24 protein-coding genes and 1 pseudogene are annotated in these 24,704 nt (G+C 69.5%); 14 read left to right on the top strand and 11 right to left on the bottom strand.

From position 1 onward, the window contains the following. The first annotated feature begins 313 nt into the window (after nt 1-313). The gene (locus IEY88_RS14510; protein ID WP_189155458.1) at nt 314-1,216 is read left to right on the top strand and encodes a hypothetical protein; all 903 of its coding nucleotides are present in this window, start codon (nt 314-316) and stop codon (nt 1,214-1,216) included. Nucleotides 1,217-1,640: 424 nt separating this feature from the next. Here IEY88_RS14510 and IEY88_RS44210 read toward each other — a convergent pair. From IEY88_RS44210 to IEY88_RS14500, 3 genes and pseudogenes are all read right to left on the bottom strand, one after another. Continuing rightward, nucleotides 1,641-1,727 (bottom strand): annotated as a pseudogene (locus tag IEY88_RS44210) (hypothetical protein); the annotation flags it as partial. A 373-nt stretch (nt 1,728-2,100) separates the two neighbouring features. After that, nucleotides 2,101-2,433 (bottom strand): hypothetical protein, encoded by a 333-nt coding sequence (locus IEY88_RS44205; protein ID WP_229693380.1) that lies wholly within the window; start codon nt 2,431-2,433, stop codon nt 2,101-2,103. A gap of 197 nt (nt 2,434-2,630) precedes the next feature. Continuing rightward, a complete protein-coding gene (locus IEY88_RS14500) occupies nt 2,631-3,332 on the bottom strand; it encodes a GntR family transcriptional regulator (RefSeq protein WP_189155206.1) in 702 nt (233 codons plus the stop codon). Nucleotides 3,333-3,460: 128 nt separating this feature from the next. Between IEY88_RS14500 and IEY88_RS14495 the strand changes: the two genes are divergently transcribed. The 8 genes from IEY88_RS14495 to IEY88_RS14460 all read left to right on the top strand — a co-directional run bounded on the left by IEY88_RS14495 (nt 3,461) and on the right by IEY88_RS14460 (nt 10,000). After that, nucleotides 3,461-4,426 (top strand): phosphoglycerate dehydrogenase, encoded by a 966-nt coding sequence (locus IEY88_RS14495; protein ID WP_189155205.1) that lies wholly within the window; start codon nt 3,461-3,463, stop codon nt 4,424-4,426. Further along, entirely contained in the window at nt 4,423-5,178 is a 756-nt protein-coding gene (locus tag IEY88_RS14490; protein ID WP_189155204.1) for a hydroxypyruvate isomerase family protein, read from the top strand. The genes IEY88_RS14495 and IEY88_RS14490 overlap by 4 nt, the downstream gene beginning before the upstream one ends. Next, nucleotides 5,175-5,804, top strand: a complete 630-nt coding sequence (locus IEY88_RS14485) for a hypothetical protein (RefSeq protein WP_229693379.1) — start codon at nt 5,175-5,177, stop codon at nt 5,802-5,804. Before IEY88_RS14490 ends, IEY88_RS14485 begins: the two co-directional genes overlap by 4 nt. Next, nucleotides 5,801-7,033 carry a 3-oxo-tetronate kinase gene (gene otnK / locus IEY88_RS14480; protein WP_189155203.1) on the top strand — a complete coding sequence of 411 codons (1,233 nt, stop codon included), beginning with the start codon at nt 5,801-5,803 and terminating at the stop codon, nt 7,031-7,033. The genes IEY88_RS14485 and otnK overlap by 4 nt, the downstream gene beginning before the upstream one ends. Continuing rightward, nucleotides 7,030-7,659: a class II aldolase/adducin family protein gene (locus IEY88_RS14475; protein WP_189155202.1), complete on the top strand. Its 630-nt coding sequence runs from the start codon at nt 7,030-7,032 to the stop codon at nt 7,657-7,659. Before otnK ends, IEY88_RS14475 begins: the two co-directional genes overlap by 4 nt. After that, complete coding sequence (locus IEY88_RS14470) at nt 7,656-8,336, top strand: substrate-binding domain-containing protein (protein WP_189155201.1); 681 nt, start codon at nt 7,656-7,658, stop codon at nt 8,334-8,336. Before IEY88_RS14475 ends, IEY88_RS14470 begins: the two co-directional genes overlap by 4 nt. Before the next feature lie 69 nt (nt 8,337-8,405). After that, the gene (locus IEY88_RS14465; protein WP_189155200.1) at nt 8,406-9,749 is read left to right on the top strand and encodes a TRAP transporter large permease subunit; all 1,344 of its coding nucleotides are present in this window, start codon (nt 8,406-8,408) and stop codon (nt 9,747-9,749) included. A 20-nt stretch (nt 9,750-9,769) separates the two neighbouring features. Continuing rightward, on the top strand, nt 9,770-10,000 hold the full coding sequence (locus tag IEY88_RS14460) for a hypothetical protein (protein ID WP_189155199.1): 231 nt from the start codon (nt 9,770-9,772) through the stop codon (nt 9,998-10,000). Here the strand turns inward: IEY88_RS14460 and IEY88_RS14455 are convergent. The 3 genes from IEY88_RS14455 to IEY88_RS14445 all read right to left on the bottom strand — a co-directional run bounded on the left by IEY88_RS14455 (nt 9,956) and on the right by IEY88_RS14445 (nt 12,082). Continuing rightward, nucleotides 9,956-10,303 carry a hypothetical protein gene (locus tag IEY88_RS14455; protein WP_189155457.1) on the bottom strand — a complete coding sequence of 116 codons (348 nt, stop codon included), beginning with the start codon at nt 10,301-10,303 and terminating at the stop codon, nt 9,956-9,958. The genes IEY88_RS14460 and IEY88_RS14455 overlap by 45 nt on opposite strands. A 397-nt stretch (nt 10,304-10,700) precedes the next feature. After that, nucleotides 10,701-11,639 (bottom strand): hypothetical protein, encoded by a 939-nt coding sequence (locus IEY88_RS14450; RefSeq protein WP_189155198.1) that lies wholly within the window; start codon nt 11,637-11,639, stop codon nt 10,701-10,703. A 131-nt stretch (nt 11,640-11,770) separates the two neighbouring features. After that, on the bottom strand, nt 11,771-12,082 hold the full coding sequence (locus tag IEY88_RS14445) for a PAS domain-containing protein (RefSeq protein WP_189155197.1): 312 nt from the start codon (nt 12,080-12,082) through the stop codon (nt 11,771-11,773). A 710-nt stretch (nt 12,083-12,792) separates the two neighbouring features. On the opposite strand from IEY88_RS14445, the gene IEY88_RS14440 reads away from it, so the two are divergent. Beyond that, nucleotides 12,793-12,948: a hypothetical protein gene (locus tag IEY88_RS14440; RefSeq protein ID WP_189155196.1), complete on the top strand. Its 156-nt coding sequence runs from the start codon at nt 12,793-12,795 to the stop codon at nt 12,946-12,948. 85 nt (nt 12,949-13,033) lie between these two features. Here the strand turns inward: IEY88_RS14440 and IEY88_RS14435 are convergent, their stop codons facing one another. Then, on the bottom strand, nt 13,034-13,363 hold the full coding sequence (locus IEY88_RS14435; RefSeq protein WP_189155195.1) for a hypothetical protein: 330 nt from the start codon (nt 13,361-13,363) through the stop codon (nt 13,034-13,036). A gap of 129 nt (nt 13,364-13,492) precedes the next feature. Between IEY88_RS14435 and IEY88_RS14430 the strand changes: the two genes are divergently transcribed. Then, complete coding sequence (locus IEY88_RS14430) at nt 13,493-16,303, top strand: AfsR/SARP family transcriptional regulator (RefSeq protein WP_229693378.1); 2,811 nt, start codon at nt 13,493-13,495, stop codon at nt 16,301-16,303. A gap of 849 nt (nt 16,304-17,152) precedes the next feature. Here IEY88_RS14430 and IEY88_RS14425 read toward each other — a convergent pair. Then, nucleotides 17,153-17,686, bottom strand: a complete 534-nt coding sequence (locus tag IEY88_RS14425; RefSeq protein ID WP_229693377.1) for a MarR family winged helix-turn-helix transcriptional regulator — start codon at nt 17,684-17,686, stop codon at nt 17,153-17,155. 73 nt (nt 17,687-17,759) lie between these two features. Further along, the gene (locus IEY88_RS14420) at nt 17,760-18,986 is read right to left on the bottom strand and encodes an amidohydrolase family protein (RefSeq protein ID WP_189155193.1); all 1,227 of its coding nucleotides are present in this window, start codon (nt 18,984-18,986) and stop codon (nt 17,760-17,762) included. Nucleotides 18,987-19,094: 108 nt separating this feature from the next. On the opposite strand from IEY88_RS14420, the gene IEY88_RS14415 reads away from it, so the two are divergent. Beyond that, nucleotides 19,095-19,589 carry a MarR family winged helix-turn-helix transcriptional regulator gene (locus tag IEY88_RS14415; RefSeq protein WP_189155192.1) on the top strand — a complete coding sequence of 165 codons (495 nt, stop codon included), beginning with the start codon at nt 19,095-19,097 and terminating at the stop codon, nt 19,587-19,589. A 381-nt stretch (nt 19,590-19,970) separates the two neighbouring features. On the opposite strand, the gene IEY88_RS14410 is transcribed toward IEY88_RS14415, so the two are convergent. Continuing rightward, entirely contained in the window at nt 19,971-21,110 is a 1,140-nt protein-coding gene (locus tag IEY88_RS14410) for a TIGR03364 family FAD-dependent oxidoreductase (RefSeq protein WP_229693376.1), read from the bottom strand. 166 nt (nt 21,111-21,276) lie between these two features. On the opposite strand from IEY88_RS14410, the gene IEY88_RS14405 reads away from it, so the two are divergent. Beyond that, nucleotides 21,277-22,743: an alkaline phosphatase family protein gene (locus IEY88_RS14405; RefSeq protein WP_229693375.1), complete on the top strand. Its 1,467-nt coding sequence runs from the start codon at nt 21,277-21,279 to the stop codon at nt 22,741-22,743. Nucleotides 22,744-22,760: 17 nt separating this feature from the next. Next, entirely contained in the window at nt 22,761-23,837 is a 1,077-nt protein-coding gene (locus IEY88_RS14400; RefSeq protein ID WP_189155191.1) for an alcohol dehydrogenase catalytic domain-containing protein, read from the top strand. Nucleotides 23,838-23,846: 9 nt separating this feature from the next. Here IEY88_RS14400 and IEY88_RS14395 read toward each other — a convergent pair whose 3' ends face one another. Then, nucleotides 23,847-24,575, bottom strand: coding sequence for a GntR family transcriptional regulator (locus IEY88_RS14395; RefSeq protein WP_189155190.1), 729 nt, complete (start codon nt 24,573-24,575; stop codon nt 23,847-23,849). Between the last annotated feature and the right edge of the window lie 129 nt (nt 24,576-24,704).

The following is a 24,704-nucleotide window of genomic DNA, read 5'->3' as shown; positions in this document are numbered from 1 at the left end:
CGGCCAGGACAGCCTCGGCGATCGCCTCGTGCCCGGCCGGGGTGAGGCGAATGTCGGTGTCCGTGCAGAAGTGCGTCCGGCCACCACGTCACCAGTGACGACCAGAAACGCACAGATCACCTACTTGGCCGTAGAACCGAGGACAACATGGCCGACGTCCCCAGATTCTGACCACCGGACCGGTTTGACTCGGTATTCTGTCATTGCGAATCATTTAGAAGCAGGAGGAGTCCATGGGCGTCCCAGTCTCTATTCAGGGCTTCTATGCGCCAAGTATGGAAATATTTGCGCCTACCCGCAATGCACCCAGAGCTTGATCGTAACAAGCCGTAACGAAGAACGTTTCTTCGGCCAGATCGCGCATATCGTGTCCGAAAAGGTCAATGGGCCCCGTTACGATCCCAGCTTTCCAAAGGACCAGATAGATGCCGAACCGAACCTGCTAGTAATGTGCGAACGACACCACAATGAAGTGGACACGTTCGTCACCGATTGGCCAACCGAGAGGTTACGGGGACTCCGACGCGACGTACTGGAACAGACTGCTAACGGATGGCAACCTTGGCTGCCACGCCTGCAAGCTATTAGCTACGCCAACCCAATCAGACTCGGCCATCTGGCGCTATTGCGCGGCGTCAGGATTGACCTGCCTTTTGGTGCTCCGTCTAGATCCGGACTCGATACCTTTATGTGGATTCAGTCAGTGCTCGATGGGCTTTCAAAATTGAACATCGAAACCCGTCGACTTACTGTGGACTTCAACCTGCGCACACTAATACCGGGCGACCTCTTGGTATTTGATCGTCAAGTACGGACACTTCACGGCGTCCCGATGGACGCAGCCGAAACACCGCTCACGGGCGATTTAGACATCGATCCGCTGATATATTTCTCACGTGGCGGCATCCGCGTGGTTATGCCAATTGATCCAAAGTGGATTACTACACAGACGGCTTTCCTCGACTTTACTCAAGGCGTAGTCCACCTAGCTGGCCTGTGCCAGATCAAACGCCGGTTGCCGCCGAGTAATCCACCAACCACGAAACGTAAACCGCGTGGCCAGTTTCTGGCGTCACCTCTACTGCTAGGTATTGGCGCCCTTCCTCACGATGCCGATCTTGAGGAGAGACGAGTCTTTCAGGCATGGGATACGGAGACTGACGAGGAGACGTGGATTGGGCCGTGGACAACCGGCTTCGCCGATGAAACCACGTAGTACCGCTGTGCGTGCCGAAAACTACGTGATAGTACCGAAAAACCGTTCGGCGGTAACTGTAGCGACAAGAGACCTGAGTCCACAGGACGCTGCACGCCGACGGAGAACAGCTGCGGGCGGAACCACACCGACGGCTGCGGTCCAATCGTGGCCCAGGATAGTCGCTGCAGACAGACCGGAGGAACGAAAAAGAAACCAAACGGTGGCTACGCAAGCAGTATGTGCGCCTGTGCGTGCCGAAAATTACGTCCGCACAGGTCAAGCGGCATGCCTCCTCGTGGAGGACTCCACCGAGACGGTCCCGTCGGAGCACCGCAAGGCGTTCGGTCCGGTCAGGTCCAAGGTGCTGGTGCCGGGCTCGCAGGGGTGCTGCGGCGGCGAGTGATCGGTGGGTACGGTGCTCGTTGTAGTGCCGCTCGTACTCACGCAGCGCGTGTCGAAGATGGGCCTCGGTCCAGATCAGTGTGCGGTCCAAAAGCTCGCCGCGCAGCGACTTGACCCAGCGTTCCATGATCGCGTTCATGCGGGGCACCCGGACGCCGGTCAGGATCGTCGCGATCCCGGCGCCGCCGAGGATCTTGTCGATCAGTGCGGGGTACTTGCCGCCGCGATCACGGATGAGGAACCTGACTTGTGCGAGGCTGCCGGCGTCTTCGAGGTCCAACAGGAGATTTCGGACGGCCTGTGTCACCCAGGCATGTGTGGGGTGCGCGGTTGTGCCGAGATGCGCACGCGCCTACCGGCATGGTGAACAGCGGCAAGGATGTACTGGCGTGCGCCGGTCAGCGTGACGGTCTCGAGGAGGGCGAGTTCTCCGTGGATGCGCCGATAGCCCCACGAGGAGTTCTCGGCCGCCAGGCGGAGGGCAAGGCGGCGGACCGATGTCACGGTCCGCGGCCGCCCACGCCTTCGACACCGGCTCGCCTGGACGTGGCGACGTTTGCCAGGTCACGGTGCCATCGCAGCACCGTGTCCGGGCTGACCAGCAGTCGGAGTCGGCGCAGAGTGGCACGAGCCAGCGGCGTCAGGAGCGCGGCGAGGAACACCCTGTCCTCAGGTCGGAGTTGAGGACGTCGGTCGCCGAATTGGCGCTGCAAGACGGTGAGTCGGTGGCGAAGAGCGAGAATCTCGACGTCCTTCTCGCGGTCAGTCAGTGGCAGCAGCCGCAGCGCGGCGAAGGCGTGGGTGATCGCAAGGTAAGCGAAGCGAACCAGCACGGGGCGTGATCATGCCCGACGATCACCTGCCACGCGCCGAGGTCTGTGACCTGCACGGACGTACTTTTCGGCAAGCACAGCGTCGTGATCAACATGGCGAGTCGTTCGCCGCAGAGGAGCAAGAGCGCCGCCTTCCGGACGCCGACCTCGTCTCCGTGCTCCGGTGCGCACGTGACGGGTCGGCGTGCGCTTGGTCGTCACTGCTCGCCGTCGGCCGCCACGGACCTGCGGTCTGCGAGCACGCGTTGCTTGGCGTTCTCGATGTGGTCGCGCATCCGGTCTGCCGCATCGACAGGGGAACCGTCCGCAAGAGCGTCGTAGACCGCGCGGTGTTCCTCGGCCGCCTGGCCGGGGGCACCGCGGGCGGACCCCAGCTCGACGAAGAAGCGGAAGCGCTGGACCTGGCCGCCGAGCGCCCGGTACGCCTTCTCCAGGAACGGGTTCGCCGCCTGGTGCGCGATGAGCAGGTGGAAGCGCTCGTCGATCATCCAGTACGAGCTGAACACGTTGCTGTCCGGTGATTTTGCTGCCCGCGCGAGGTCGTCGACGGTCTCGAGCACGTCGGCGAGGAACTCCGGGGTGGTGCGGCGCGCGGCCTCGAAGGCCAGCGCGGGCTCGAGCACCAGGCGCGCGTCCATGAGCTTGGTCAGCTCCTGCTCGGTGAGCAACGGTGCGACGCGGTAGCCCTTCAGCGCCTCCCTGCGCACCAGGCCGGTGTGCTCGAGGCGGGCCAGGGCTTCGCGCAACGGCGTCTGGCTGACGTCGAGCTCGCGTGACAGCGCCCCGATGTTGACCGGCTCGCCCGCCGCCCAACGCCCGTCGGTGAACTGTCCGAGCAACACCTCGTACATCTTGTCGGCAAGCGGCTGCCGTCCTGACCTCCGCTGCGGAGAAGCCATGCGTCCTCCCTGCTCGTCAAGCACAAGATAGCCCGCTCGCGGACGGTTCTCGATCAATGGCACACTATAGTATTGACATCAATACTATATTATCCACACAGCAAGTCCTCTGACCGGGAGAAACGTCCATGCGAGTGCTCATCACACCCCCGTACCTGGAGCCAGGAGGGGAGGTCGACCGGATGCTGACCGCCGCTGGTCTGCAGACCGTCTTCGCCTCCGCCGCCGTGCGCCGGTCCACCGACCGGACGCTGGTCGAGCTGATCAGCGGCGTGGACGCCGTCGTGGCCGGCACCGACGCGTTCACCGCGGAGGTCATCGAGGCAGCCGACCGGCTCAAGGTGTTCGGCCGGTGCGGGGCCGGCTACGACAACATCGACGTCGACTGCGCGACCCGGCGCGGCATCGCGGTCACGTACACGCCGGGTGCGAACCGCCGTTCGGTCGCCGAGCACGTCCTCGCGTTGCTGCTCAACTGCGCCCGGCGGATCCCCCAGAACGTGGCGGGCGTCCGCGCGGGCCGGTGGGACCAGCACAGCGGCACCGAACTCGCCGGCACGACGCTCGGCGTGGTCGGTCTGGGGTCCATCGGCAGGGAGGTGGCCCGCCTCGGGGTGGCGCTCGGCATGAGCGTGCTCGGCCACGACCTGAACCCCGATCCAGGCTTCCTCGCCGAGACCGGAGTCCGCGCCTGCTCGCTGCCGGACCTGCTCGCCGAGTCCGACTTCGTGACCCTGCACCTGTTCCTGGACGACTCGACTCGCCACCTGATCGACGCGCACGCGCTGACGCTGATGAAGCCGGGCGCGTATTTGATCAACACTTCGCGCGGCGAGATCGTCGACGAGGAGGCACTGGCCGACGCGCTGGCGAACGGCGCACCGGGCGGCGCCGCACTCGACGTCGTGGCCGACGAGCCGCTGCCGGCCGGGAGCAGGCTGCGCGGGCTGGACAACGTCCTGGTCACCGCCCACATAGGCGCCGCGACCACGCAGGCCCGAGCGCGCTCCAGCCTGCTCGCCACACGCCAAGTTCTCGACGTCCTGCACGGCCGCACCCCGCCGCACCTGGTCAACCCGGGCTACGCGCGATGATCGCCGTCGACCGCCTCGCCGCGAACCTGAAGTGGCTGTTCACCGACCTGCCCTTCGAACGCCGATTCGACGCCGCCGCGCAGGCCGGGTTCACCGCCGTGGAGTACCCCTCGCCGTACGAGTTCCCGGCCGCCGAGCTGCGGCGCAGGCTGTCCGACGCGGGCGTGACGCAGGTGCTGCTGAACTCACCGCTCGGTGGCGAGGGAGAGGTGGGTACGGCATGCCTGCCGGATCGCCGCGAGGAATTTCGCGCCGGTATCGACCGGGGTCTGGACTACGCCGTCGAACTGGGCGCGGCGTTCCTGCACGTGCCCGCTGGCATCAACCACGTCAGCCGGGACCGCGGTTTCGCCCACTACGTCGCCAACATCGCCTGGGCCGCTGAGCGGTCCCGCGGCACGGGGCTGCGGATCGTGCTGGAGGCGCAGAACAAGCGGGACGCGCCGGGGTTCCTGCTCGACGATCAGGCGCACGCCGCCGCCGTGGTGGAGGCGGTCGGCGCGGACCACGTGGGCCTGCTGTTCGACGCCTACCACGCCCACCATGACGAGGACGACGTCGTGACCGTACTGCGTGAGCACTTGCCGAAGGTGTTCCACGTCCAGGTCGCCGACGCGCCCGGCCGCGGTGAACCCGGTACCGGCGACATCCGGTGGCCCGCCGTCTTCGACGCGCTGACCGGCTACGACGGCTGGATCGGCTGTGAGTACCGGCAGTCCGGCCCGACCGGCCTCGGCTGGGTGACGTCGTGACGAGGGTGGCGCTGATCAGCGCGACGCCCGCCGCGATCGGCCCTGCGGTGGCCGCACTGGCTGACCGGTTCCCGGCGGCCGAGCCGTGGAACCTGTTGGACGACAAGCTCCTCGCCGACGCCCGCGACGGTCTCACTCCGGCGCTGGAGGAGCGCATGCGCCGGCTGATTGCCCTGGCCGTCGACGGCGGTGCGGGGGCGGTGCTGCTGACCTGCTCCCTCTACGGCGAGCTGGCGCGTACCGCGTCGGCAGCGGTTCCCGTGCTGGCGCCTGACGACGCAGCATTCGATGACGTGGTGGCGCTGCACCCGCGCCGGATCTTGGTAGTCGCGTCGGTCGAGGGCGCGCTGCACGACAGCACCGCGCGGCTGCGACGGCGGTCGACGTCCGAGGTCGTCGGTGTACACGTACCCGACGCGCTGGGTGCCGACTCCGACGCACTGACCAACGCGCTGCTGACAGCCTGCGGCCCGCTGAGGTCCACGGTGGACGCGATACTGCTCGCCCAGTACTCACTCGCACCCGCGACGGCCGCTCTGGCGGAGGCGTTGGGACTGCCGGTGTTCGCCGGTCCGCTCAGCGCGGCCCACCGCCTGGCCGAGCTGACCGAGGCGGCGGCAACGTGATCGGGGCAATCGCCGACGACGTCACTGGCGGCACGGACGTCGCCGTGGCGCTGCGCCGTGGCGGTCTGCGCACGCTGTTGTTCTTCGGTGTGCCGCCCGCCGGCACCACTCTGCCCGCGCACGACGCGGTGGTGGTGGCGCTCAAGAGCCGCATGGCCTCTCCGCAGCAGGCGGTCGCGATGTCACTCGAAGCACTGGAGTGGTTGCGGAACAACAAGGTCAGTCAGGTCTACGTCAAGTACTGCTCTACCTTCGACTCCACGGCGGAGGGCAACATTGGGCCGGTGCTCGATGCGCTGTCCTCGGCGCTGTCGGTCGACGTGGTCGTGACCACGCCGAGCTCGCCCCGGCACGGACGCACCCAGTACCGCGGCCACCTGTTCATCGGCGACGGGCTGCTCGCCGAGTCACCGATGCGCGAGCACCCGGTGACCCCGATGCGTGACTCGAACCTGGTGCGGCTGCTGCAGGCGCAGACCCGCACCCCGGTCGGGCTGATCGGTCACGACACCGTCCGCGAGGGGGCGACCGCGGTCCGCGGCGTCCTGGAGCGGCCGGCGGCACGGTACCTGCTCGCCGATGCCACCACCGACGAGGACCTGCTGGTGCTGGGCCGGGTGCTGGCCGGTGCGCCACTGGTCGCGGGAGCGGCGGGCCTGGCGTCCGGCCTCGCGGCGGCCGCGGGATCGAGCCAGGCGTCCGGCCCTGACGTCCTGCCGGCCGGCCGATCCGCGGCGCTGTCCGGCAGCTGTTCGGCGCGCACGCTGGACCAGGTGGCCGAGGTGCTGCGCCGAGGCCGTCCCGCGCACCGGCTCGATCCGGTCGCCGTCCCGGACCCCGCCGCCCTCGCCGCGCGCGCACTGGCGTGGTTCGACGCGGCGGACGCGGACGGGGCGCTGATCTACTCCTCGATGCCACCGGAGGACCTGCACCGCACTCAGGAGGTCCTGGGGGTACAGCGGTCGGCGCGCGTGCTCGAACGGGCGACCGGGCTGATCGCGGCAGGCCTGGTGCGCCGCGGCGTACGACGGCTGGTCGCGGCGGGAGGCGAGACGTCCGGCGCGGTGGTGGCGGCACTGGGCGTCCGCGGTGGCGTGGTCGGGGCCGAGGCCGCACCCGGCGTGCCGTGGATCCACCCCGTCGACCCGGCGCACCCGGCGCTGCTGCTCAAGTCCGGGAACTTCGGCGAACCGGACCTGCTCGCCGTCGCGACGGAGCCGGCCCGGTGAGCCGGCGGGAACGCGCGCAGGTGGTCGCCGTCGCGCGGGAGGTGCACGCAGCCGGGCTCACCCACGGCCGCACCGGCAACCTTTCGGTCCGCGTCGATGACCGGCTCCTGGTCACACCGACCGGTGCGGCCCTGGCGACCGTCACCGCCGCCGAACTGTCCGTCGTGGACCTCCACGGCCGGCACCTGGACGGACCGCCACCGTCCAAAGAAGCGTTCCTGCACGCAACGGTGTTGCGCCAACGGCCGCAAGACCGGGCTGTCGTACACACCCACTCCCCGCACAGCGCCGCCGTGTCCTGCCTGGCGGAACTCGACCCCGACGACGCACTTCCCCCTTTGACCGCGTACTACGCCATGCGCGTCGGCCGGTTGCCGCTGCTGCCGTTCCACGCGCCCGGCGATCCCGCGATCACCCTGCACGTGGCTCGCGCCGCAGCGGGACACCACGCGCTTCTGCTGGCCAACCACGGCCCGGTGGTCGCCGGTCCCGACCTGGCCACCGCGCTCGACACGCTCACCGAACTCGAACACACCGCCGCCGTGCACCTGCTGACCGCAGGCCTGCCGACCCGTTCGCTCACCGCTGCCCAGCGTGACGCCATCGACCAGAGGAACCGAGCATGAACGACCGTCCTCCCCTCTCCCTGTTCAGCGCTCTCTCCGTGCGCAAGGCTCTGGACGGCGGGGTGCTCGCGGCCTTCACCGCCGAGTTCGGGGTCGCCGTCGACGTCGTCTACGACCCGACCAGCGTGCTGTTGCGTCACGTCGCCGACGGCGCCCGGCCCGATGTCGTGATCGCGATCACCGACTCCCTGACCGCGTTCGGGGACGCGATCGACCTGTCGACGAGCGCCGTCCTCGCCCTCAGCGGTATCGGCATCGCCGTTCCCGCGGACGCCGCCGTTCCACCTTTGTCCACAGTGGACGAACTGTGCGCAGCTCTGGTCGCGGCCAGGTCGGTCGCCTACTCGCGCACCGGGGCCAGTGGCATCCGGTTCGCCGGACTACTCACCGAACTGGGCATCGCGGACCAGGTCGGTGCCAGGGCAACGGTGGTGGAGAAGGGGTTCACCGCGGAGGCTCTGCTCGACGGCCGCGCCGACCTGGCCGTGCAGCAGCTCAGCGAACTGGCGTTCGTACCGGAAGTCCGGATCGCGGGCCCGCTGCCCGAACCCGTCCAGCACTACTGCGAGCTGTCGGTCGTGTCGGGCGCCGGAGGGCGGGGCAAACCGCTCTCCGGCTTTCTCACCAGGCCGGCGGCAGCGGAAGCCTTCCGTGCCACCGGTCTGCGCACCGACTGACCACCGACCCCACACCCGCCGACGCCGCCGGAGACCCGTCATGACATCGACACCCGTTGGGGGCACAAGATGAGCGCCATCTTCGCCCTCGTCACGTTCATCGCCGTGATCGTGCTGTGGAACGCCGTGTTCAAACGCAACATCGGCGAGGCGATGCTGGTGGGCTTCCTCGCCACCGCCGCCTTCGCCGGCCGTGATGCCCTGACCGTGGGCTGGGACAGCCTGGTCGACGGCATGAAATCCGAGATCACCTTCGCCGCGCTGGCGTTCGTGTTCGTCAGCGAACTGCTCACCAGGACCGGGCTGGTCGGGCGCATGGTCGCCATCCTCAGCTCCGTGCTGGGGCGGCGCAGAGGCGGTTCCGCCTACGCCGCCACCGTCGCCTCCGGGCTGTTCGGCGCGGTCGCCCACAACGGCGCGGCGATCGTGGCCACCATCGGTTCCATCACCATTCCGTGGATGAAGCGCTCGGGCGCACGAGGTGAGACCGCGGCGCTCGTGCTGTCCGGCAACGCGGGTGTCGGCGCGACCTTCCCGTTCAGCGGCGCGTTCTTCCTCCTGCTGGCCGCGCCCACGGTGCTGCCGGTGCTGACCGGCGCGGACATCGTCGCGACGATGTTCGTCACCGGTGTCTGGATGGTGTTGATGCGCGTCCTGGTGGCGTACGTGATCGTCAAGCGGCACGGTGTGGGCGCGATGGACCCGGCCGACGTGCGCCCGCTGCGCACGACCTTCCGCACGGGCTGGACGTCGTTGGTGGTGCTCGGCTCGATCGCCGTGCCGGTCCTGCTCACCGCACCTCCCACGAGCGACGTGGTGACCGCGTACGTCGGCGTGGCCGTGGACGAGGCCGTGCCGCTGCTGGTGTGGCTGCCCGTCGTGATGCTGCTGGTCGGTCTAGTGGTCGAGCGCCGCTCGCTGCCGTCCGGCCGGGCACAGTGGTGGGACCTGCTCGGCCACGTCGGCCCCAAGCTCGGCCTGGTCGGAGTCACAATGGTGTCGGCGTTCGCCGCGTCGAACGTGCTGAAGACGCTGGGTCTCGGCCCGCAGCTGACCCCGTACCTGACCGGCCTGACCGGCGTGTCCCCGGTGGTCGCAGCGATCGTCGTCGGCCTGGTGATCGTGGTGGTGGCCGGTCCGCTCAACACCACCTCCACAGTGTCCGCGGTGGGACCGGTCGCCTTCGCGGCCCTGGTCGCCACCGGCATTCCGCCGCAAGTGGCCTTCGCCGCCGTCCTGGTGTGGGCGTCGTCGGAGGGCTGCTCACCGCCGGGCGCCGCGCCGCTGTACGTCGCGGCGGGCATCGCCGAGATCAACCCGGTTCGTGTCTTCGTGCCGGTCGTCGTCTACTACCTGCTGCCCACACTGCTGTTCGGCGTCCTGATGGCCGTCGGCGTGCTGTGGCTGCCCTGAGCCTGCGAGGTGTCGCACTGATGTACCGCATCCTGCTCCTGGCCACCCGTGTGTGCCTGATCGTGTTCCTGCTCGGTGGTGTCGCGGTCGTGGTCGGCCAGACGGTCGGCATCGTCGTCGGCTCCGGCCCGCTGGTCGAGTCGTTCGGCGACACCGTCACCGAGATCGCCTGCGTGGTGGCGGCCGTGACCGGTGCGCTGGCGTTCCTACTGCTCTACACGCAGGAAGGGAGGCAGTACGTCGACGAGTGACAGGTTCAGGCCGCCGGCACCGGTCAGGTCACGTGTGCGAGCCTGGTGTGGGAGCTTTCGGAACCAATTCAGCGCGCACAGCGGCGAATTGGTGGTTGCAGCAGCCGGAGTGGGAGCTGGAAGACACGTCAGCGGCCCCGCGATCAGCCCGTCCAGCCGAGGACGGCGCTGACCTCGACGCAACACCGCGACCTCATGCCGCAACACCAACAACTCGACGTCCTTGGCCGCCGAGGACCGGCCGAGCAGAACCAGCCAGCCACTGAGCCGAACAAGGATGAGGTACAGCAGTCGCAGCGCCACGCTCACGATCATGTCGCCAGGACGACAGAACCTGATCACCGCAGCAGCATGTGACTGCAGAGTTTTGGCACCCCACAGGCCACCAACTCCTGCTGCCCGGCACCCCGTACGGGCCACCACCTTGCGCGCGGCTACTCCCCCAAAGGGCGCTCACCACCTTGTACCGCTGCGCGGGCATCGGCGCGGTTTGCTTCCAGGTCGCGTCGTCGGTGTGGTTGATCAGCCTGTGGTACAACTGGCTCGCCACCGCGTACGCCTGCCGGTAGGGCTCGGTCGAGCGGAGATCCGGCTCCACTTCGGTCAGGTAGCACCGCGACAAGGGCTTGGCTGTTCGGCCCAACCCCACCGAGACAACGAGAGGCCCCGCTCGGCGAGCGGGGCCTGCGCGACCGAAGGCTCAGCCGACCGGCGGGGACATCGTGAACCAGTTGAAGCCCTCGACCAGCGGCTTGTTCTGGTCGGCGTACGCCGTGCCGGACAGCTCCCAGCGCTCGACCGAGCGGTACGTGCCGGGCTGCAGGCTCTCGTCGGCCGGCGTCGCCTCGTCGTCCTTCACGGGCAGGTACTCGTAGACCGACCGGCGCGTCAACGTCACGGCCAGCGTCTCGTAGGCGGACTGCGTGTCGAGGTAACCCGGCTTGCCGTGGTCGGCCGCCTCGGCCGGGTCGGCCAGCCGCAGCTGCACGAAGTCACCGCCGAAGGACCCCTTGGCCGACACCACCGTGACGAGGTGCCCGCCGTCGCGCTTCAGGCTGTTCTGCGGACCGGCGACGTAGCGGCCGTACCACATCTGCACCGGGCCCTGGCTGAGCTTCTTGGCCAGGTCACCCGCGAAATCCGGGCCGGCAGTGGTGCCGATCCCACCGGTCGCCGTGGACCACCCGGCGTCCCGGGCGGGCTTGGTGGCGATGTTCCACGCCGTGCGCAGGTTGCCCGAGTAGGTGCCGTCCTCGACGCTCCACTTGGAATCCGTGGCGATCCGACCGATCGAGTTGGTGACAATGCCGTAGTTGGCCGGGTTCCTGGGGTCGAGGTCGCGGACCTTGGTGGTGAGCCAGCCGACCGGTGCCTGCTTCTCATGCCCCCAGTAGTGCAGCACGTTGTAGAGCGACGACGGACCACAATGGGTGCCGCCGTTGGCCGCGAAGCCGGCGCGGTACTGGTCGACGTCGCTGACGCCGCACTGCTTGACCTCGAAGTCCGGGCCGGTGATGTCGGCGATCTTCACGCACGGCGGCGGCGTGCCGATGATCGGGTCGGCGGCGGCGAGGCCGGGCAGGGCGACGGAGCTGACGGCGGCGGTGGCGATGGCGGCGATGACGACCTTGCGCAACATGGGATTCCTGCCTCCTGTGAAATGGGCCATTTCTCGTGGCCCCTTCGATGGGAGAAGCTTGATCTGCGCAGACGTCGATGGCATGAGGGTCGACCCCTCAACCTCCGCCGAAAAAGATGGGTGTATCAGGCCTACCCCCACCCCACTCCTACACAGTCAGGCAAGAGCCCCTCGCACGGCACGAGATGCTCGTGCGCGGGGCCGATCAGCGCGAGCAGCATCGGGACAGGCGCCTCAGCCCAGCGCTGATCGATCATCTCCTCCGGGCTACAACCCCAGAAGCGAGCTGACTCCTGTCCGATCCACACCAGCCGATCCTCGACGTCATAGATGGCCGCCCGAACCGGCACGTGATTGAGGAAAGCAGCGAAGCGGTGATCACTGGCGACCAAAGCCTGGCGGGCGGCCAGCTCATCGGTGATGTCGATCGCGATCTCGCCCACCAGGCGTCGGCCGTCGTCCTCCTGCAGAGGAACACCCAGCCAGCGATGTGCCGTTGCCCCGCTGCGTGGGTGATCGCGCCATCAACTCGCACCGGCTGACCGGAGTCCATCACTTGCAGCCCGAACCGGTCACCGCGGCCGCGCAACCTCAGGACCTCCAGCAGGCCGTGAGCGATCAGCGGAGCGGTTCTCGGCCAATGGCGCGCACGCCGATCCCGCGAAGCCCCAGTAGCGGATCTCGGCGGCCACTACCGCCGAGCTGACCGTGGTCTCCAGCTCCGGGGACAGCAGTCCCGACTGCTTTGCTTGACACAGCGGGAGAACGCCGGTCTGTACGGCATGCCGCGCGTGGCGTGCTGACGCTCCGAACGGAACGTGCACGGTGTGCGGCCGCCACCAACGGCTTCGGGCACAGCGGTGCCGGTGGTGCCACGTGCATCGGCGCCACGGTTTCGCCGAACGCGGCCTGACCGGACAGCTGTGGCTCGACCACCTCCCGCCCCACCAGCCCGTGAATACCGTCCACGCCGGAATCACATCGCTGTAACCTGCTGAAATGCCGCAGCCGCCACCCATTCAACCCAGCATGAGCGAGTCCTGAGCCAGCCCGTCGCGGAACAACCCGTCCTCGTCGACCACCGGGACCGGAAGTCGCCACGGCACGCACACCGGAGACCGACCCGCCAGGCCTGCCCGCCTACATCGAACCGATGAAGGCCGCCGCGGACGACGGCCACCTCGTCGACGACCCGCGCTTCGCCTACGAACTCAAACTCGACGGCTACCGCGCGATCATGCGCGTCGCCCCGAATCCGGCCAGGGACGTCTGTTCATCGTGTGTACGCCGCGAAGCCGGGATGAGGTGAGGGCTCTCATCCCGGCTTTCGCCGCGTGCGGGCCGTGAATATGCCTGTTCAGGCGCCGGGCCCTGGGGTCATCCGGCGGGTCTGGTCACGGCTTGCAGGTGGCCTGGCTCGGGTGCACGTATCCGGCTCCCCCCGTGCTCAGATACACCACCCACCAGCCGCTCGTCTTGACGCAGCCGGGCCGCCCGCCCATGACGTCGCCCTTCTTCTTCTCCCGGAGCACCGGAGCGCCGTCCATGGGCGACGCCCTCACGAAGGTCGGGGTCTTCGTCGCGGTGTAGGTGGCGTTTCGGGCGACCGCGCCACCGTGTTCCGCCTGAGCCGTTGCCGTCGTCGCGCCGAGCAGCGCGCACAGCGCTGAGACGGTCACCGCCAACTGCGAACCGAGTTTGCGCTTGTTCACGATCTTGTTCATGATCACGCTCCCTGAGGTGCCGGATTGCTTGCGGACACCAGACTGGGCGGCCGATCGTGTGAACTCGCCTCAAAATCCCACAGTCACTGGTCAGCGCCGGTATCCATGCCTTCGCGGGAGTTGTCGCGGGTGGGGGGTAGCGGCGAGGTGGAGGTCCGGCTGCTGGGGGAGGTGGCCGTGCTCGTGGACGGCTGCGGGATTGAGCTGGGTCCGGCTCGGCAGCGGTGTGTGCTGGCCGCGTTGGCGGTGGACGTCGACCGGGTGGTCTCGGTAAACGTCCTGGCCGAACGGGTCTGGGGTGATCACCCGCCGCTGCGGGCTCGGGCAACGCTGGTGAACTACCTGTCCCGGCTGCGTCAGGTGTTGGCCGCGGTGGATGCGGCACACGTGGTTCGCAGGTCGGGCGGGTACTCGCTGGAGGCCGGGCAGGCGGTGGTCGATCTCCACCGATTCGACGACCTGTATGCCCGTGCCCGCACTGGCGATGACCGACAGATCGTGGCACTGCTGGAGAAGGCACTGGGGTTGTGGCGCGGGGAGGCGCTGACCGGAGTCGACGGGGACTGGGCGGCGACCGAACGCGACCGGCTGCACCAGCGGCGCCTGAACGCCGAGCACGACCTCGCCGACGCCCTGCTGCGGCTGGGACATGGCGAGGACCTGGTAGCCGGGTTGTCCGCGCGCGTCGCCGACAATCCGTTGGACGAGCGGGTGGCCGGCCAGTACATGCTCGCCCTGTACCGCGCCGGTCGCGCCGCCGACGCCCTGGAGCACTACCGACAGGTCCAGGAACGGTTGGTGGAGGAGCTGGGCACCGACCCCGGCGAAGCAGCACAGCAACTGCACCTGCGGATCCTCGCCGCCGACCCCGCCCTCACCGCCGCACCGACGGCTAGCGCACCCGTGACCGTGGCAGCCGGGTCGGTGGTGGTGCCCCGGCAACTGCCTGCCGCTCCCACACCGTTCGTCGGCCGCCACGACGAGCTAGACCGGCTCGACGCCACCCTGCGGACCGGTTCGGACACGGCGACCACGGTCGTCATCTCCGCGATCGCCGGCGCGGGCGGGATCGGCAAGACCTGGCTCGCCCTGCACTGGGCTCACCGCCACGCCGACCGGTTCCCCGACGGGCAGCTGTTCGTGGACCTGCGCGGCTTCAGCCCCGACAGCACACCGATGGATCCGACGGTGGCGGTACGCGGATTTCTCGACGCGTTGGGCGTCGAACCCGGTCGTATGCCGGTCGACCCGCACGCCCAGACAGCGCTGTTCCGCAGCCTGGTCGCGGGCAAGCGGATGCTGCTGCTGCTGGACAACACCGTGGACACCGCACACGTCGCGCCGCTGCTGCCGGGCAGCGACACCTGCACCGTGATGATCACCAGCCGCAACCGGCTATCGGGCCTGATCACCGGACACGGCGCCCACCACCTGTCCGTCGACATCCTCACCGACACCGAAGCCCGCAGGCTGCTCACCGACCGACTCGGCACCGCCCGAATCGACGCGGAGACGGCGGCGGTGGACGAGCTGATCGGGCTGTGCGGCGGATTCCCGCTGGCGTTGAGCATCATCGCCGGCCGCGCCCACAGCCACCCGCGCCTGTCCCTCGCCGCCCTCACCGCCGAACTGCGCGACAGCGCACTCGACGCACTCGACGACACCGACCCGACCGCGAGCCTGCCCGCCGTGCTCTCCTCCTCCCGCCGTGCACTGACCCGGGAACAGGCTCAAACGTTCGGGCTACTCGCCATCGCACCCGGACCCGACATCGGCCTACCCGCCGCCGCCAGCCTCACCGGCCTTCCCCCGGCGCGGACCACGGCCGTGCTGCGCGCGCTGGATCAGGCATCCCTGATCAGCCAAGACACCGACGGCCGCTACCGCATGCACGACCTCATCCGCCGCTACGCCACCGACACCGCTCACAGCGACCTGTCGGACGACATGCGAAAGGCGGCGCTGGAGCGGGTGGTCGGCTTCTACCTGCACACCGCCCACACCGCCGACCGCCTCCTGGCCCCTCACCGCCCCCCGACCCTGCTTGGTCCGCCCGCCCCCGGCACCCACCCCCAGCCATTGCCCGACCACCCAGCCGCGCTGGCCTGGCTGGACACCCACCACCCACACCTGCTCGCCGCCCAACACACCGCCGCCGCGCACCACCGCCACCACGCCGTGCGGCTCCTGGACTGGGCCCTGCACACCTTCCACCAGCGGCGCGACGAGCTCGCCGTGTGGCAGGCCGCCGCCGACGCCGCCGACCACCTGCCCGACCCCGCCACCCGCGCCCAGGCCCACCGGCTCCTCGGCCACGCCCACGCCGAACTGGGGCGGCACGAGCAGGCCCTCGGACACCTGCACCAAGCCCTCGCCCTGGCCGAACACCACCACGACCCCACCCAACAGGCCCACACCCACCACGCCCTCTCCTGTGCCTGGGAGCAGCAGGGGGACGACCAGCAGGCCCTGGACCACGCCCGCCAGGCCCTGGACCTCTTCCGCACCCTCGACCAACCGGTGCGGGAAGCCATCGCGCTCAACGCGGTGGGCTGGCACGCCGCCCGCCTGGGCGACTACGACACCGCCCGCGAGCACTGCCAGGCCGCCCTCACCCTGCACCGACACCACCACGACCCCGGCAGCGAGGCGAACACCCTGGACAGGCTGGGCTACATCGACCACCACAGCGGACACCACCACCAGGCCATCCACCACTACCACCAGGCCCTCACCCTGTTCCGCACCCTCGGCAACACCAGCCAGGCCGCCGACACCCTCGACAGCGTCGGCCACCCCCACGCCGCGCTCGGAGACCGCGAGCAGGCCCGCGCGGTATGGCTGGAAGCGCTGGAGCTGTACCGGCAAGAAGGACGCGACGACGACGCCGAACGCACACTGCGGCAACTCGACGCACTCGACCAGCCCGACGGCGGATAGCCCTTCGGAGCCGCCGAATCCGCAAGAACTCCGCGGTCCCGGCCCGCCCGGCTGTCCGCGATCGGCATTCCTGCTGCCACAGACGGGCAAAACCGGGGAACGTTCCCCACTGAAATCCGACGCACCCAACAGCAGACGAGCAATTCGCCAGTCTCGACAGTCGTCACTCACGTCACAGCGGGCTGTGTGCATTCGTCCCAACCAGGCATTGATCGTTGGCGGCACACGAGGTGCGCGCGGGACCAGCGCGCGAGCAACGGCCGCCGCGACGTGGATGGGTCGAGCCACGCCAGCACACCAGGCGGGCCGAGCTGCGCGAGCCCGCCCTTGATGTCGACCTCAATTGCGCCGAAGAAGTTCACGTTAAGATTCGGATGAGTTATCCGCTGTGAGCCGATCTGCATCCAGCCAGGCGCAGCCGGCCGACGTCGTCGGCCGGGTCGACCTCACGCCGGCGATCCGGCCGAAACCCTCAGCGCCTCTTCGAGCGGCCGAGCCGCGGAGGCCTCCACGCAGACGACACCCACCCACGGCGCATCGGGGCACAAGGTAGCTGCAATTACCAGGTGCGCCTCTCCCAGCTGGTACCTAGAACGAAGACTGGCGTTCGCTGGCAGACTGTCAGGTTCGCGACCAGCGCGTCGAGCGTCGCCGGGAGATGGGCGGAACGGTGGCTCTTGATGTAGCCGACCGCACGGCTGAGATGGCTGCGGTGACGCAGAGGACCGTCGATGACGAGCAAATCGTTCTGCAGCCGTGATCAGCGAGTGCCCCGCGAGGGAAGACCGGTCCGGTCCGGCGCCGTGAGTACCGGTCACCCTGACCAGACACGGTCCACCGCCCGTGCCGTCACGCCACCGCGCGGCGGACGCCCCCGCGCCACACTCCCTTGATGGACAGGGAATCGCTGATGTTCTTCGTCGGGTCTCCGTCCACCAGCAGGAGATACTTGATGATCAAACGGGCGAGTTCGCGACGTTCGGCCACCGGCCAGTCCTGGGTGATGTATTCGAAGGCCTGCCGCTGCTGAGAGCGAAACCGATCACGGAGCGCTAGACCGGCCTCCGTTAGGTGCAGCACCGCTTTCCGGCCGTCGAGCTGCGAAGGCGCTCGAAGCACGTAGCCATGGGAGATGCAGTCGGAGACCATTCGACTGGCAACGGAGGGATCAATCCCGAGAGCGTCGGCCACCCCGCCGACACTCACCTCTCCCTCGATCTCGTCGATGACGTTCAGCACGAGGTTGCGATTGATGTCCTTGCGCTCGACCGGTGGATCGACAGGCACCTGCGGCGTCCGCCTGCGCAATCGCGCGAAGGCGGGGCCTACGGCCTCGAACAGGTCGGCGTCAGAGTCGTGCTGCGGGTGTGCCTCGTCCGTCACGTACCCACAGTAATCAACTGCAGATGGCAAGCACATGCGTGACCACATGCATACGGCGACGTCGCTGCCCGGATCACATCGCCAGACGAGTCCCGCGACGCCAGACGGCGCGGGTGTTGAGGGTGTCGGAAATGGTGATGGTCGGGTCGCCGTCGACGAGGAGGAGGTCCGCACGGAGACCCTCGGCGATACGTCCACGGTCATCAAGACCGAAGCGGCGGGCGGTGGTGGCGGTGGCCGCGCGCAGGGCCTGGACAGGGGTGAGGCCGGCCAGGGTCAGGTACCGCAGTTCGTGGTGGACGCTGGCGCCGTGAGCGAGCCCGCCCAGGAAGGGCAGAGGGAGGGAGACGTCGGTACCGGCCAACAGGTCCACTCCAGCGTCGCTGAGAGCTTTGACGGTGGCCAGCACATCCTCGATCCGGCCCTGAGGGTAGTGGCCGAAGCTGGAGCGCAGGGCCTTGTCCCACTCGTCGTCCAGCCGGGAGGCGACGCGCGGGTCGTCGGCGAGATCGCTGCCGGTGATGCCCATCATGGAGGCGTTCAGGACGACGCAAGGGGCCACGAACACCCCGGCGTCCTTGACCAGGTCGATGATCTCGCTGGTGTGGGGCTGGTCCATGAACAGGTGGACCAGGCCGTCGATGCCCGCCTCGATGGCCATGCGCGTCGCGTCCACCGTCAGGGCGTGCGCGACGGTGAGCATGCCGTGCTTCTTGGCCTCGGCCACCCCGGCGTTCAAAGTGGCCTGGTCAAGCATGGGCAGGCCGGGGTGCCCTTCGACGCTGCCGTCGTCGACCATGAACTTGATGTAGTCGGAGCCCCGCTCGATCAGCTGCGGGATGAACGCCACGGCTTCTTCGGGCGTGGTCGAGAACGGCATGAGCGGAGGCGGTCCAGCCGGCCTCGCGCCAGCGGGCGGGCCGGGACGGAACCCCTCGGGGAACAGCTCGCTGGGATGCCCGCCCGGAGGGGTGATGGCGAAACCGGAGGAACGCACGTCGGCGACGGTGTCGTCCTCGCTGATGTGCGCCCGGATGTCCCGCGTGTTCGTGCCCTGCATCTCCAGCTCGGTCGTCACACCGAACCGCAGCGCCAGCGCCAGCGCGTCCTTGCTGGTGTGGACGTGGGCGTCAATCAGGCCCGGCAGCAGCGTGGCACCACTGCCATCGATGATCTCGGCGTCGTCCGGGGCATCGCCGCCGATGCGGGCGATCCGCCCGCCGTCGACGAGCACGGTGGTCACCCCCAGCGCCTGCCGGCCGTCGAAGACCTGGGCACCGGTGATAGCGGTCACGGTCATGGTCATCTCGATCCTGGAGTAGGAAACCCTGCCGAATGAATAGTACATGCTATGCATATGCTTCTGGCATGGGTATGCGTAGTGAGCGAAACTCTTTAGAGTGGCGGCATGAGCACCTCGCCGACACCCCCAGAGCCCGGCAAGGCCCTCTTCGACCGGATCGGACCTGCCCTGTCGCGACTGCGCCGGCGCACCTCAGGCGGCCGTGGGGACCTGACCCGCAACCTCATCCTGAACGTGGTCGCGGACGCATCCGGCGAGGTGACCGTGGGCGCTGTTGCCGCCGAGATGGGCGTCTCCCAGCCCGTCGTAAGCCGCACCATTGCCGCCTGCATCACCGACGGGCTGCTGCGGCGAGCCGCATCCCAGGCGGATGGCCGGCGCACCGTCCTCGAACTCACGCACGCCGGCGAGACCGAGCGCCACCGCTTCGCCTCCGAGCAGCGCGCGACCTTCGAACGCATCACCGCCGCATGGGACCCGGCGGAGCGTGTCCAGTTCGCCCAGTTCCTCATCCGCTACAGCCAGGACGCTAGTGCCTGGGCCACCCAGCAGACCCGCCGCAGCGAGGACGACGCGAGGTCGCATCCGGAATCGCCGTGACTCGTACCTGGATATCCCGCCGCAGCACATGCCGCTCGTGCGCTCCCCCTTCTTGCACCACTGCCCTGCGAACCTCCGAACTTCTGCGAGAGCCCGGCCGTACCTTGATGTCAGCATTTATCACTGGGTTGTCAGAGCTGATCGACTGGCTGGGTGAATCGCCCGATCGCATCGCCGACCTGGACAGCGGAACCGGGACCGGCTCCCTCGCTCTCGCGCGGCGTTTCACCCAGGCCGACGTCACAGCTGTGGATCTTTCTCCCCATACGAACCGATGCTCATGGCCTTCCGCAACGTGGCCGACCTGCCGCGTATCGGTCTCACCCGGTTCGCGCCGACCTGCCCGACGCGACACCACGTCAACTCCTGGCGGCCACCCGATCATCGGCCTGCCCCGCCGCCGGCGCGGTGACCGGGACGGCGGTCGTTCAGGCCGTCGAGGACGGTGGGGGCGAGTCCGAAGGCCGTGGTCATGCCGATGCCGGAGGTCACCGAGACGACCCTGGTGGTCGGGTGCGGCGCGGCGATGAGGAACTCGTCGGGGGCGGAGGCGTAGACGCCGGTCCAGCGGCGGCGCACGGTCAGTGCGGGTACGCCGAGCAGGCGGGCCGCCTCGCGCAGCACCAGTTCGTCGATGTCCTCGTCGAGGAACGGGTCGTGGGTGACGGCGTAGTGGTGGGTGTCGCCGACGACGAGGTTGCCGTCGGGGCGTTGGGTGAGCATCAGGTTGACCACGGCGTCGAGAAGTTCCGGTTGGTCGCGGGCGATGCGGGCGCGGACGTCAACGGCCGCGGCGGTGCCGGACAGGCCGGGGTAGCGCAACATCGACGTGCCGGACAGGACGGCCGGGGCGATGACGTGCCCGCCGGGCGTAGCCACCTCGAACATGCGCAGGCGGCAGCGCTTCAGGCCGGCGGCGTCGGCGAGGTCGGGCAGCAGGCGGTCCACGTCGTGGCCGACCGCCACCACGGTGGCGCCGGCCTCGAACGCGCCGCGGGTGGTGCGGACCAGGCCCGCTTCCACACCGGTCACCGCCGTGCGCCAGTGGAACTCCACGCCCTGGGCGGCCAGCCACGAGGCCACGGCGGGCACCGCCTCGCGCGGGTCAACGCGCAGGTCCAGCGGCAACCGGGCAGCGCCGAGCACGTCGTCGGCGAGCAACGGCAGGTCGATGCCGCGCCGGTCCAGCACGGTGACCTGGTCGTCGCCGCGGGAGGCGGCGAACTCGGCGAGCACGGCGAGTTCGTCCTCGGCGCGGGCGAGCACGACGGTGCCGGCCTCCCACAGCCGGAAGCCGGCCTGGGGTGCGAGGTCCAGCCACGTCCGCCGGGCGTCGCGCGCGTAGCCGAGCGCGCGGCCGTCCTGCGCGGTGACGCAGACGTGGCCGAAGTTGCGCACCGACGCGCCGACCGCGCGTTCGTCGCGGTCCAGGACGACCACGCGCATCCCGCGCCGCACGCCCTCGAGGGCGTGCGCGAGTCCGACGATGCCCGCGCCGACGATCACCAAGGTGGGTTCCACGGTCCAACAGTGCGCCGGGCGCTCGTGGACCCACAAGCCGACCAACCCACTTGTAGTGACAAGTTATCTGACTATTAACCCTGCTGGTGAGCGTTGTCGCCCACGATGGATCGGCGCACCTCGTGCGCTCATATGGTCAAGTTCCCCGTAGCGAATGGAGACGTGCGTGGGTTCCCTGCGCCACCTCGCCGCCATCGGTCTCGCACTTGCCGCGCTGACCGCCGTCCCCCTGCCCCACGCCACTGCGGCGATCAGCCCGAAGGTACTGGTCATCGGCGTCGACGGGTTGATGATCGACCGGATCGCCGCGGCCGACGCGCCCGCGCTGGACTCCCTGGTCGCCACCGGCTCGTCGTCGAGGACCTCCTTGTACGCCAACCCGATGGCCCCGACGCTGTCCGGACCGGGATGGGCGACCATCGCCACCGGTGCGTGGCCCGACAGGCACGGCGTGCTGAGCAACTCGTGGGGCGCGAACCACCGCCTCACCGAGCACCCCGACTTCCTCACCCGGCTGGAGCGCGCCGACCGCGCCACGTCGACCTACGTCATCGCCACCTGGGCGCCCCTGGTCACCACGAGCGCGGGCACGCCGATCTTCGGCTCCGAGATCGACCTGCGGATCTCCTCCGGCGGCGACCAGGCCACCGCGGACCGGGCCTCGCAGCACGTTCGCACCGCGGACGCCGACGCCGGTTTCCTGCACTTCGACGACGTCGACGCCGCCGGGCACTCCTGCGGCGCGGCCGGCGCGTGCTACCGAGCCGCGATCACGGCCGTGGACAAGAGGATCAAGCAGGTCCTCGACGCGATCGCCGCCCGGCAGACCCGCGCGCAGGAGGCGTGGACCGTCATCGTCACCTCCGACCACGGCCACACCGACACCGGCGGGCACGGCGGCAGCACGCCCGGTGAGCGCGCGTCGCTGATCATCCACACCGGACCCGGCGTCACCCCCGGCACACCGGCCGTCGCGCCGAAGAACGTCGACGTCGCCGCCACGGTGCTCGCCCGCTTCGGCGTCTCCACCACCGGCCTGGACGGCCGCCCGCTGGGCACGGCGTCCACCGACCCGTTCGACACCGTCGCGCTCAAGCCCGCCGTGCACGAGCCGATCGGTGTGCCCGGCTGGTCGGACACCGCGCCGTCCGGGTGGCGCATCGACAACACCGGCATGGGCACGGGCGGCGTCACCGAGTGGCACGGGTGGGCGTTCACCAATGACGACTTCTGGACCCGCACCGAGGCCGGCCAGTGGCGCGAGACCAACGTGCGCGCCAGGGGCGTGTTCGCGGTCGCCGACTCCGACGAGTGGTCCGACCGGACCCGTACTGACACCTTCACCAGCGCCCTGGTCTCCCCGTCCTACGACGTGTCCGGTCGCACGCGCGCGACCGTCGGCTTCGTCTCGCACTATCGCAAGGAGGGCGCGGAGACCGCGACGGTGTCAGTGGCCTTCGACGGCGGTCCTGCCCGAACCGTGCTGACCTACGCAGGCGACGTGCTCGCGAAGGCCGAGTCCGTGGCGGTAGCGGTTCCCGCCGGCGCTCGGCGAATGACGGTGACGTGGCGGCTCGCCAACGGTGACAACAACTGGTACTGGGCCGTCGACTCTCCGACGGTCTCCTTCTGAGAGGCGCTCACGTGCAGATGACTCCACCGCGGACCTCGGCCGGACCGGACCGCGTGCCCGTCCGCTACGCCAGATGGGACGGTGTGGACCGGCCGTTCACGCCGGTCGCCACCACCACGCCGGGCACACCCGGGTCGGGTGAGGTGCTGGTGCGAGTCGACCTGGCCACGGTGTGCGGCAGCGACCTGCACACCGTGACCGGGCGCCGGGCCTCGCCGATCCCCTCGGTGCTCGGACACGAACAGGTCGGCACCGTGCTGGCGGTGGGCGGGGGTGGTGTGCGCTGCGTGGACGGCACGCCGGTCGTCCCCGGGATGCGGGTCGTCTGGTCGGTGACCGCCTCGTGCGGCGACTGCGACCGGTGCGCCCGCGGCTTCACCCAGAAGTGCCGCCGGCTGCGCAAGTACGGGCACGAGCCGCTGGACGAGGCCGCGCCGCTGACCGGCGGGTTCGCCACGCACTGCGTGCTGCTGCCGGGCACCGCGGTCGTGGCCGTGCCCGGCGACCTGCCCGACGCGGTCGCCGCGCCCGCCTCCTGCGCCACGGCCACCGTCGCCGCGGTGCTCGCCGCCGCCGGCCCGCTCGCGGGGCTGCGGGTGCTGGTGACGGGTGCGGGGATGCTCGGCGTCACCGCGGTGGCGATGGCCGCGCACGCCGACGCGCACGTGATCGCGGTCGACCCGGACCCGGACCGGCGGGACCAAGCCCTGCGGTTCGGCGCGGCCCAGGTCGCCGCGGTCGCGCCCGATGAGGTGGACGTGGCGCTGGAGCTGTCCGGGAAGCCGTCGGCGGTCCAGGCCTGCCTGCGCTCACTCGCGGTGGGCGGCACAGCGGTGCTGGCGGGGTCGGTGTCGCCGGGCGATCCGGTCGCGCTGGACCCCGAACGGGTGGTGCGCGGGCTGCACTCGGTCGTCGGCGTCCACAACTACCGGCCGGTGGACCTCCAGACCGCCGTCGGCTTCCTCGCCGCCCGGCACCGGACCCGGCCGTTCGCCGAGCTGGTGTCGGGCGGCTTCGGGTTGGACGAGGTGGACGCCGCCTTCGCCGCCGCCCGGACGGCGAGGGTGATGCGCACGGCCGTGACGCCCCGTTGACCGGCCCGCTCAGAGCGCCGCGGTGCGGGTGCTGCGGGTGTTGGTGACGGTCACCGTGGCGATGTCGGGGCGGTAGCGGTCGTCGGACCACTCGATGGGCGTCCCCGTCGAGTCGGTGGTGAGCCGCCGCTCGCGCAGCAGCGGGGCGCCTTCGGGCACCTCGAGCAGGCGTGCGTCGAGGGCGTCGGCGGCCACGGCGTCGAAGGTGTGCCGGGCCGAGTGCAGGTCCACGCCGCGGTCGATAAGCAGCGCGTAGATCGACCCGGCGTCGAGGTCGGCGTCCAGCAGCGGACGGCCGACCGCCTCGACGTAGGTCATTCGCTCCAGCATCGCCGGGCGGCCGTCGAGCAGCCGCAACCGCAGCAACTGCACGACCTTCTCGTCGAGATCGATGCCCAGGGCCGCGGCGACCGCGGGTTCCGGGCGGCGCAACGCGATCTCCTGGAGCTGCTGCCCTGGTTCGTGACCGGTGATCTCGGCACGGCGGGTGAAGGACAGGAACGTCTCGAACGGCTGCGCGGGCACGGCGTCGAGCACCACGGCGCGCTTGCCCTGGCCGACGCCGATCAGCCCCTCCTCGCGCAGCGTGGCCAACGCCTGCCGGACCGGGCCGCGGGAGGTGGCGAACTCCTCGCACAGCCTCGCCTCGGACGGCAGGGCCTCGCCGACGGCGATCGTTCCGCCGCGGATGCGCTGCCGCAGGTCCGCGGCGATGACCCGGTGCAGGGCAATCGTCATGCCTTGACTCTACAAGTCGCGGTCCCTGGCGAACCGTGCTCATCGCAGGCGTGAACAACCCATGACTTGTAGATACAAGAGCTTGTCGTGGGTCGTGGCGATGACCGATCGTCCTCCACCGAGGAGGAC

It is taken from the genome of Lentzea pudingi, from assembly GCF_014646255.1.
Classification (GTDB): Bacteria; Actinomycetota; Actinomycetes; order Mycobacteriales; family Pseudonocardiaceae; genus Lentzea; species Lentzea pudingi.
This window is presented reverse-complemented; position numbering and strand designations above follow the sequence as displayed.

Coding starts and splice junctions, on each gene's coding strand:
- IEY88_RS14500 (WP_189155206.1), bottom strand. CDS start 3,332: ATGGCTTCTCCGCAGCGGAGGTCAGGACGGCAGCCGCTTGCCGACAAG.
- IEY88_RS14495 (WP_189155205.1), top strand. CDS start 3,461: ATGCGAGTGCTCATCACACCCCCGTACCTGGAGCCAGGAGGGGAGGTC.
- IEY88_RS14490 (WP_189155204.1), top strand. CDS start 4,423: ATGATCGCCGTCGACCGCCTCGCCGCGAACCTGAAGTGGCTGTTCACC.
- IEY88_RS14470 (WP_189155201.1), top strand. CDS start 7,656: ATGAACGACCGTCCTCCCCTCTCCCTGTTCAGCGCTCTCTCCGTGCGC.
- IEY88_RS14465 (WP_189155200.1), top strand. CDS start 8,406: ATGAGCGCCATCTTCGCCCTCGTCACGTTCATCGCCGTGATCGTGCTG.
- IEY88_RS14460 (WP_189155199.1), top strand. CDS start 9,770: ATGTACCGCATCCTGCTCCTGGCCACCCGTGTGTGCCTGATCGTGTTC.
- IEY88_RS14450 (WP_189155198.1), bottom strand. CDS start 11,639: ATGTTGCGCAAGGTCGTCATCGCCGCCATCGCCACCGCCGCCGTCAGC.
- IEY88_RS14440 (WP_189155196.1), top strand. CDS start 12,793: ATGAAGGCCGCCGCGGACGACGGCCACCTCGTCGACGACCCGCGCTTC.
- IEY88_RS14435 (WP_189155195.1), bottom strand. CDS start 13,363: ATGAACAAGATCGTGAACAAGCGCAAACTCGGTTCGCAGTTGGCGGTG.
- IEY88_RS14420 (WP_189155193.1), bottom strand. CDS start 18,986: ATGACCGTGACCGCTATCACCGGTGCCCAGGTCTTCGACGGCCGGCAG.
- IEY88_RS14415 (WP_189155192.1), top strand. CDS start 19,095: ATGAGCACCTCGCCGACACCCCCAGAGCCCGGCAAGGCCCTCTTCGAC.
- IEY88_RS14400 (WP_189155191.1), top strand. CDS start 22,761: ATGACTCCACCGCGGACCTCGGCCGGACCGGACCGCGTGCCCGTCCGC.
- IEY88_RS14395 (WP_189155190.1), bottom strand. CDS start 24,575: ATGACGATTGCCCTGCACCGGGTCATCGCCGCGGACCTGCGGCAGCGC.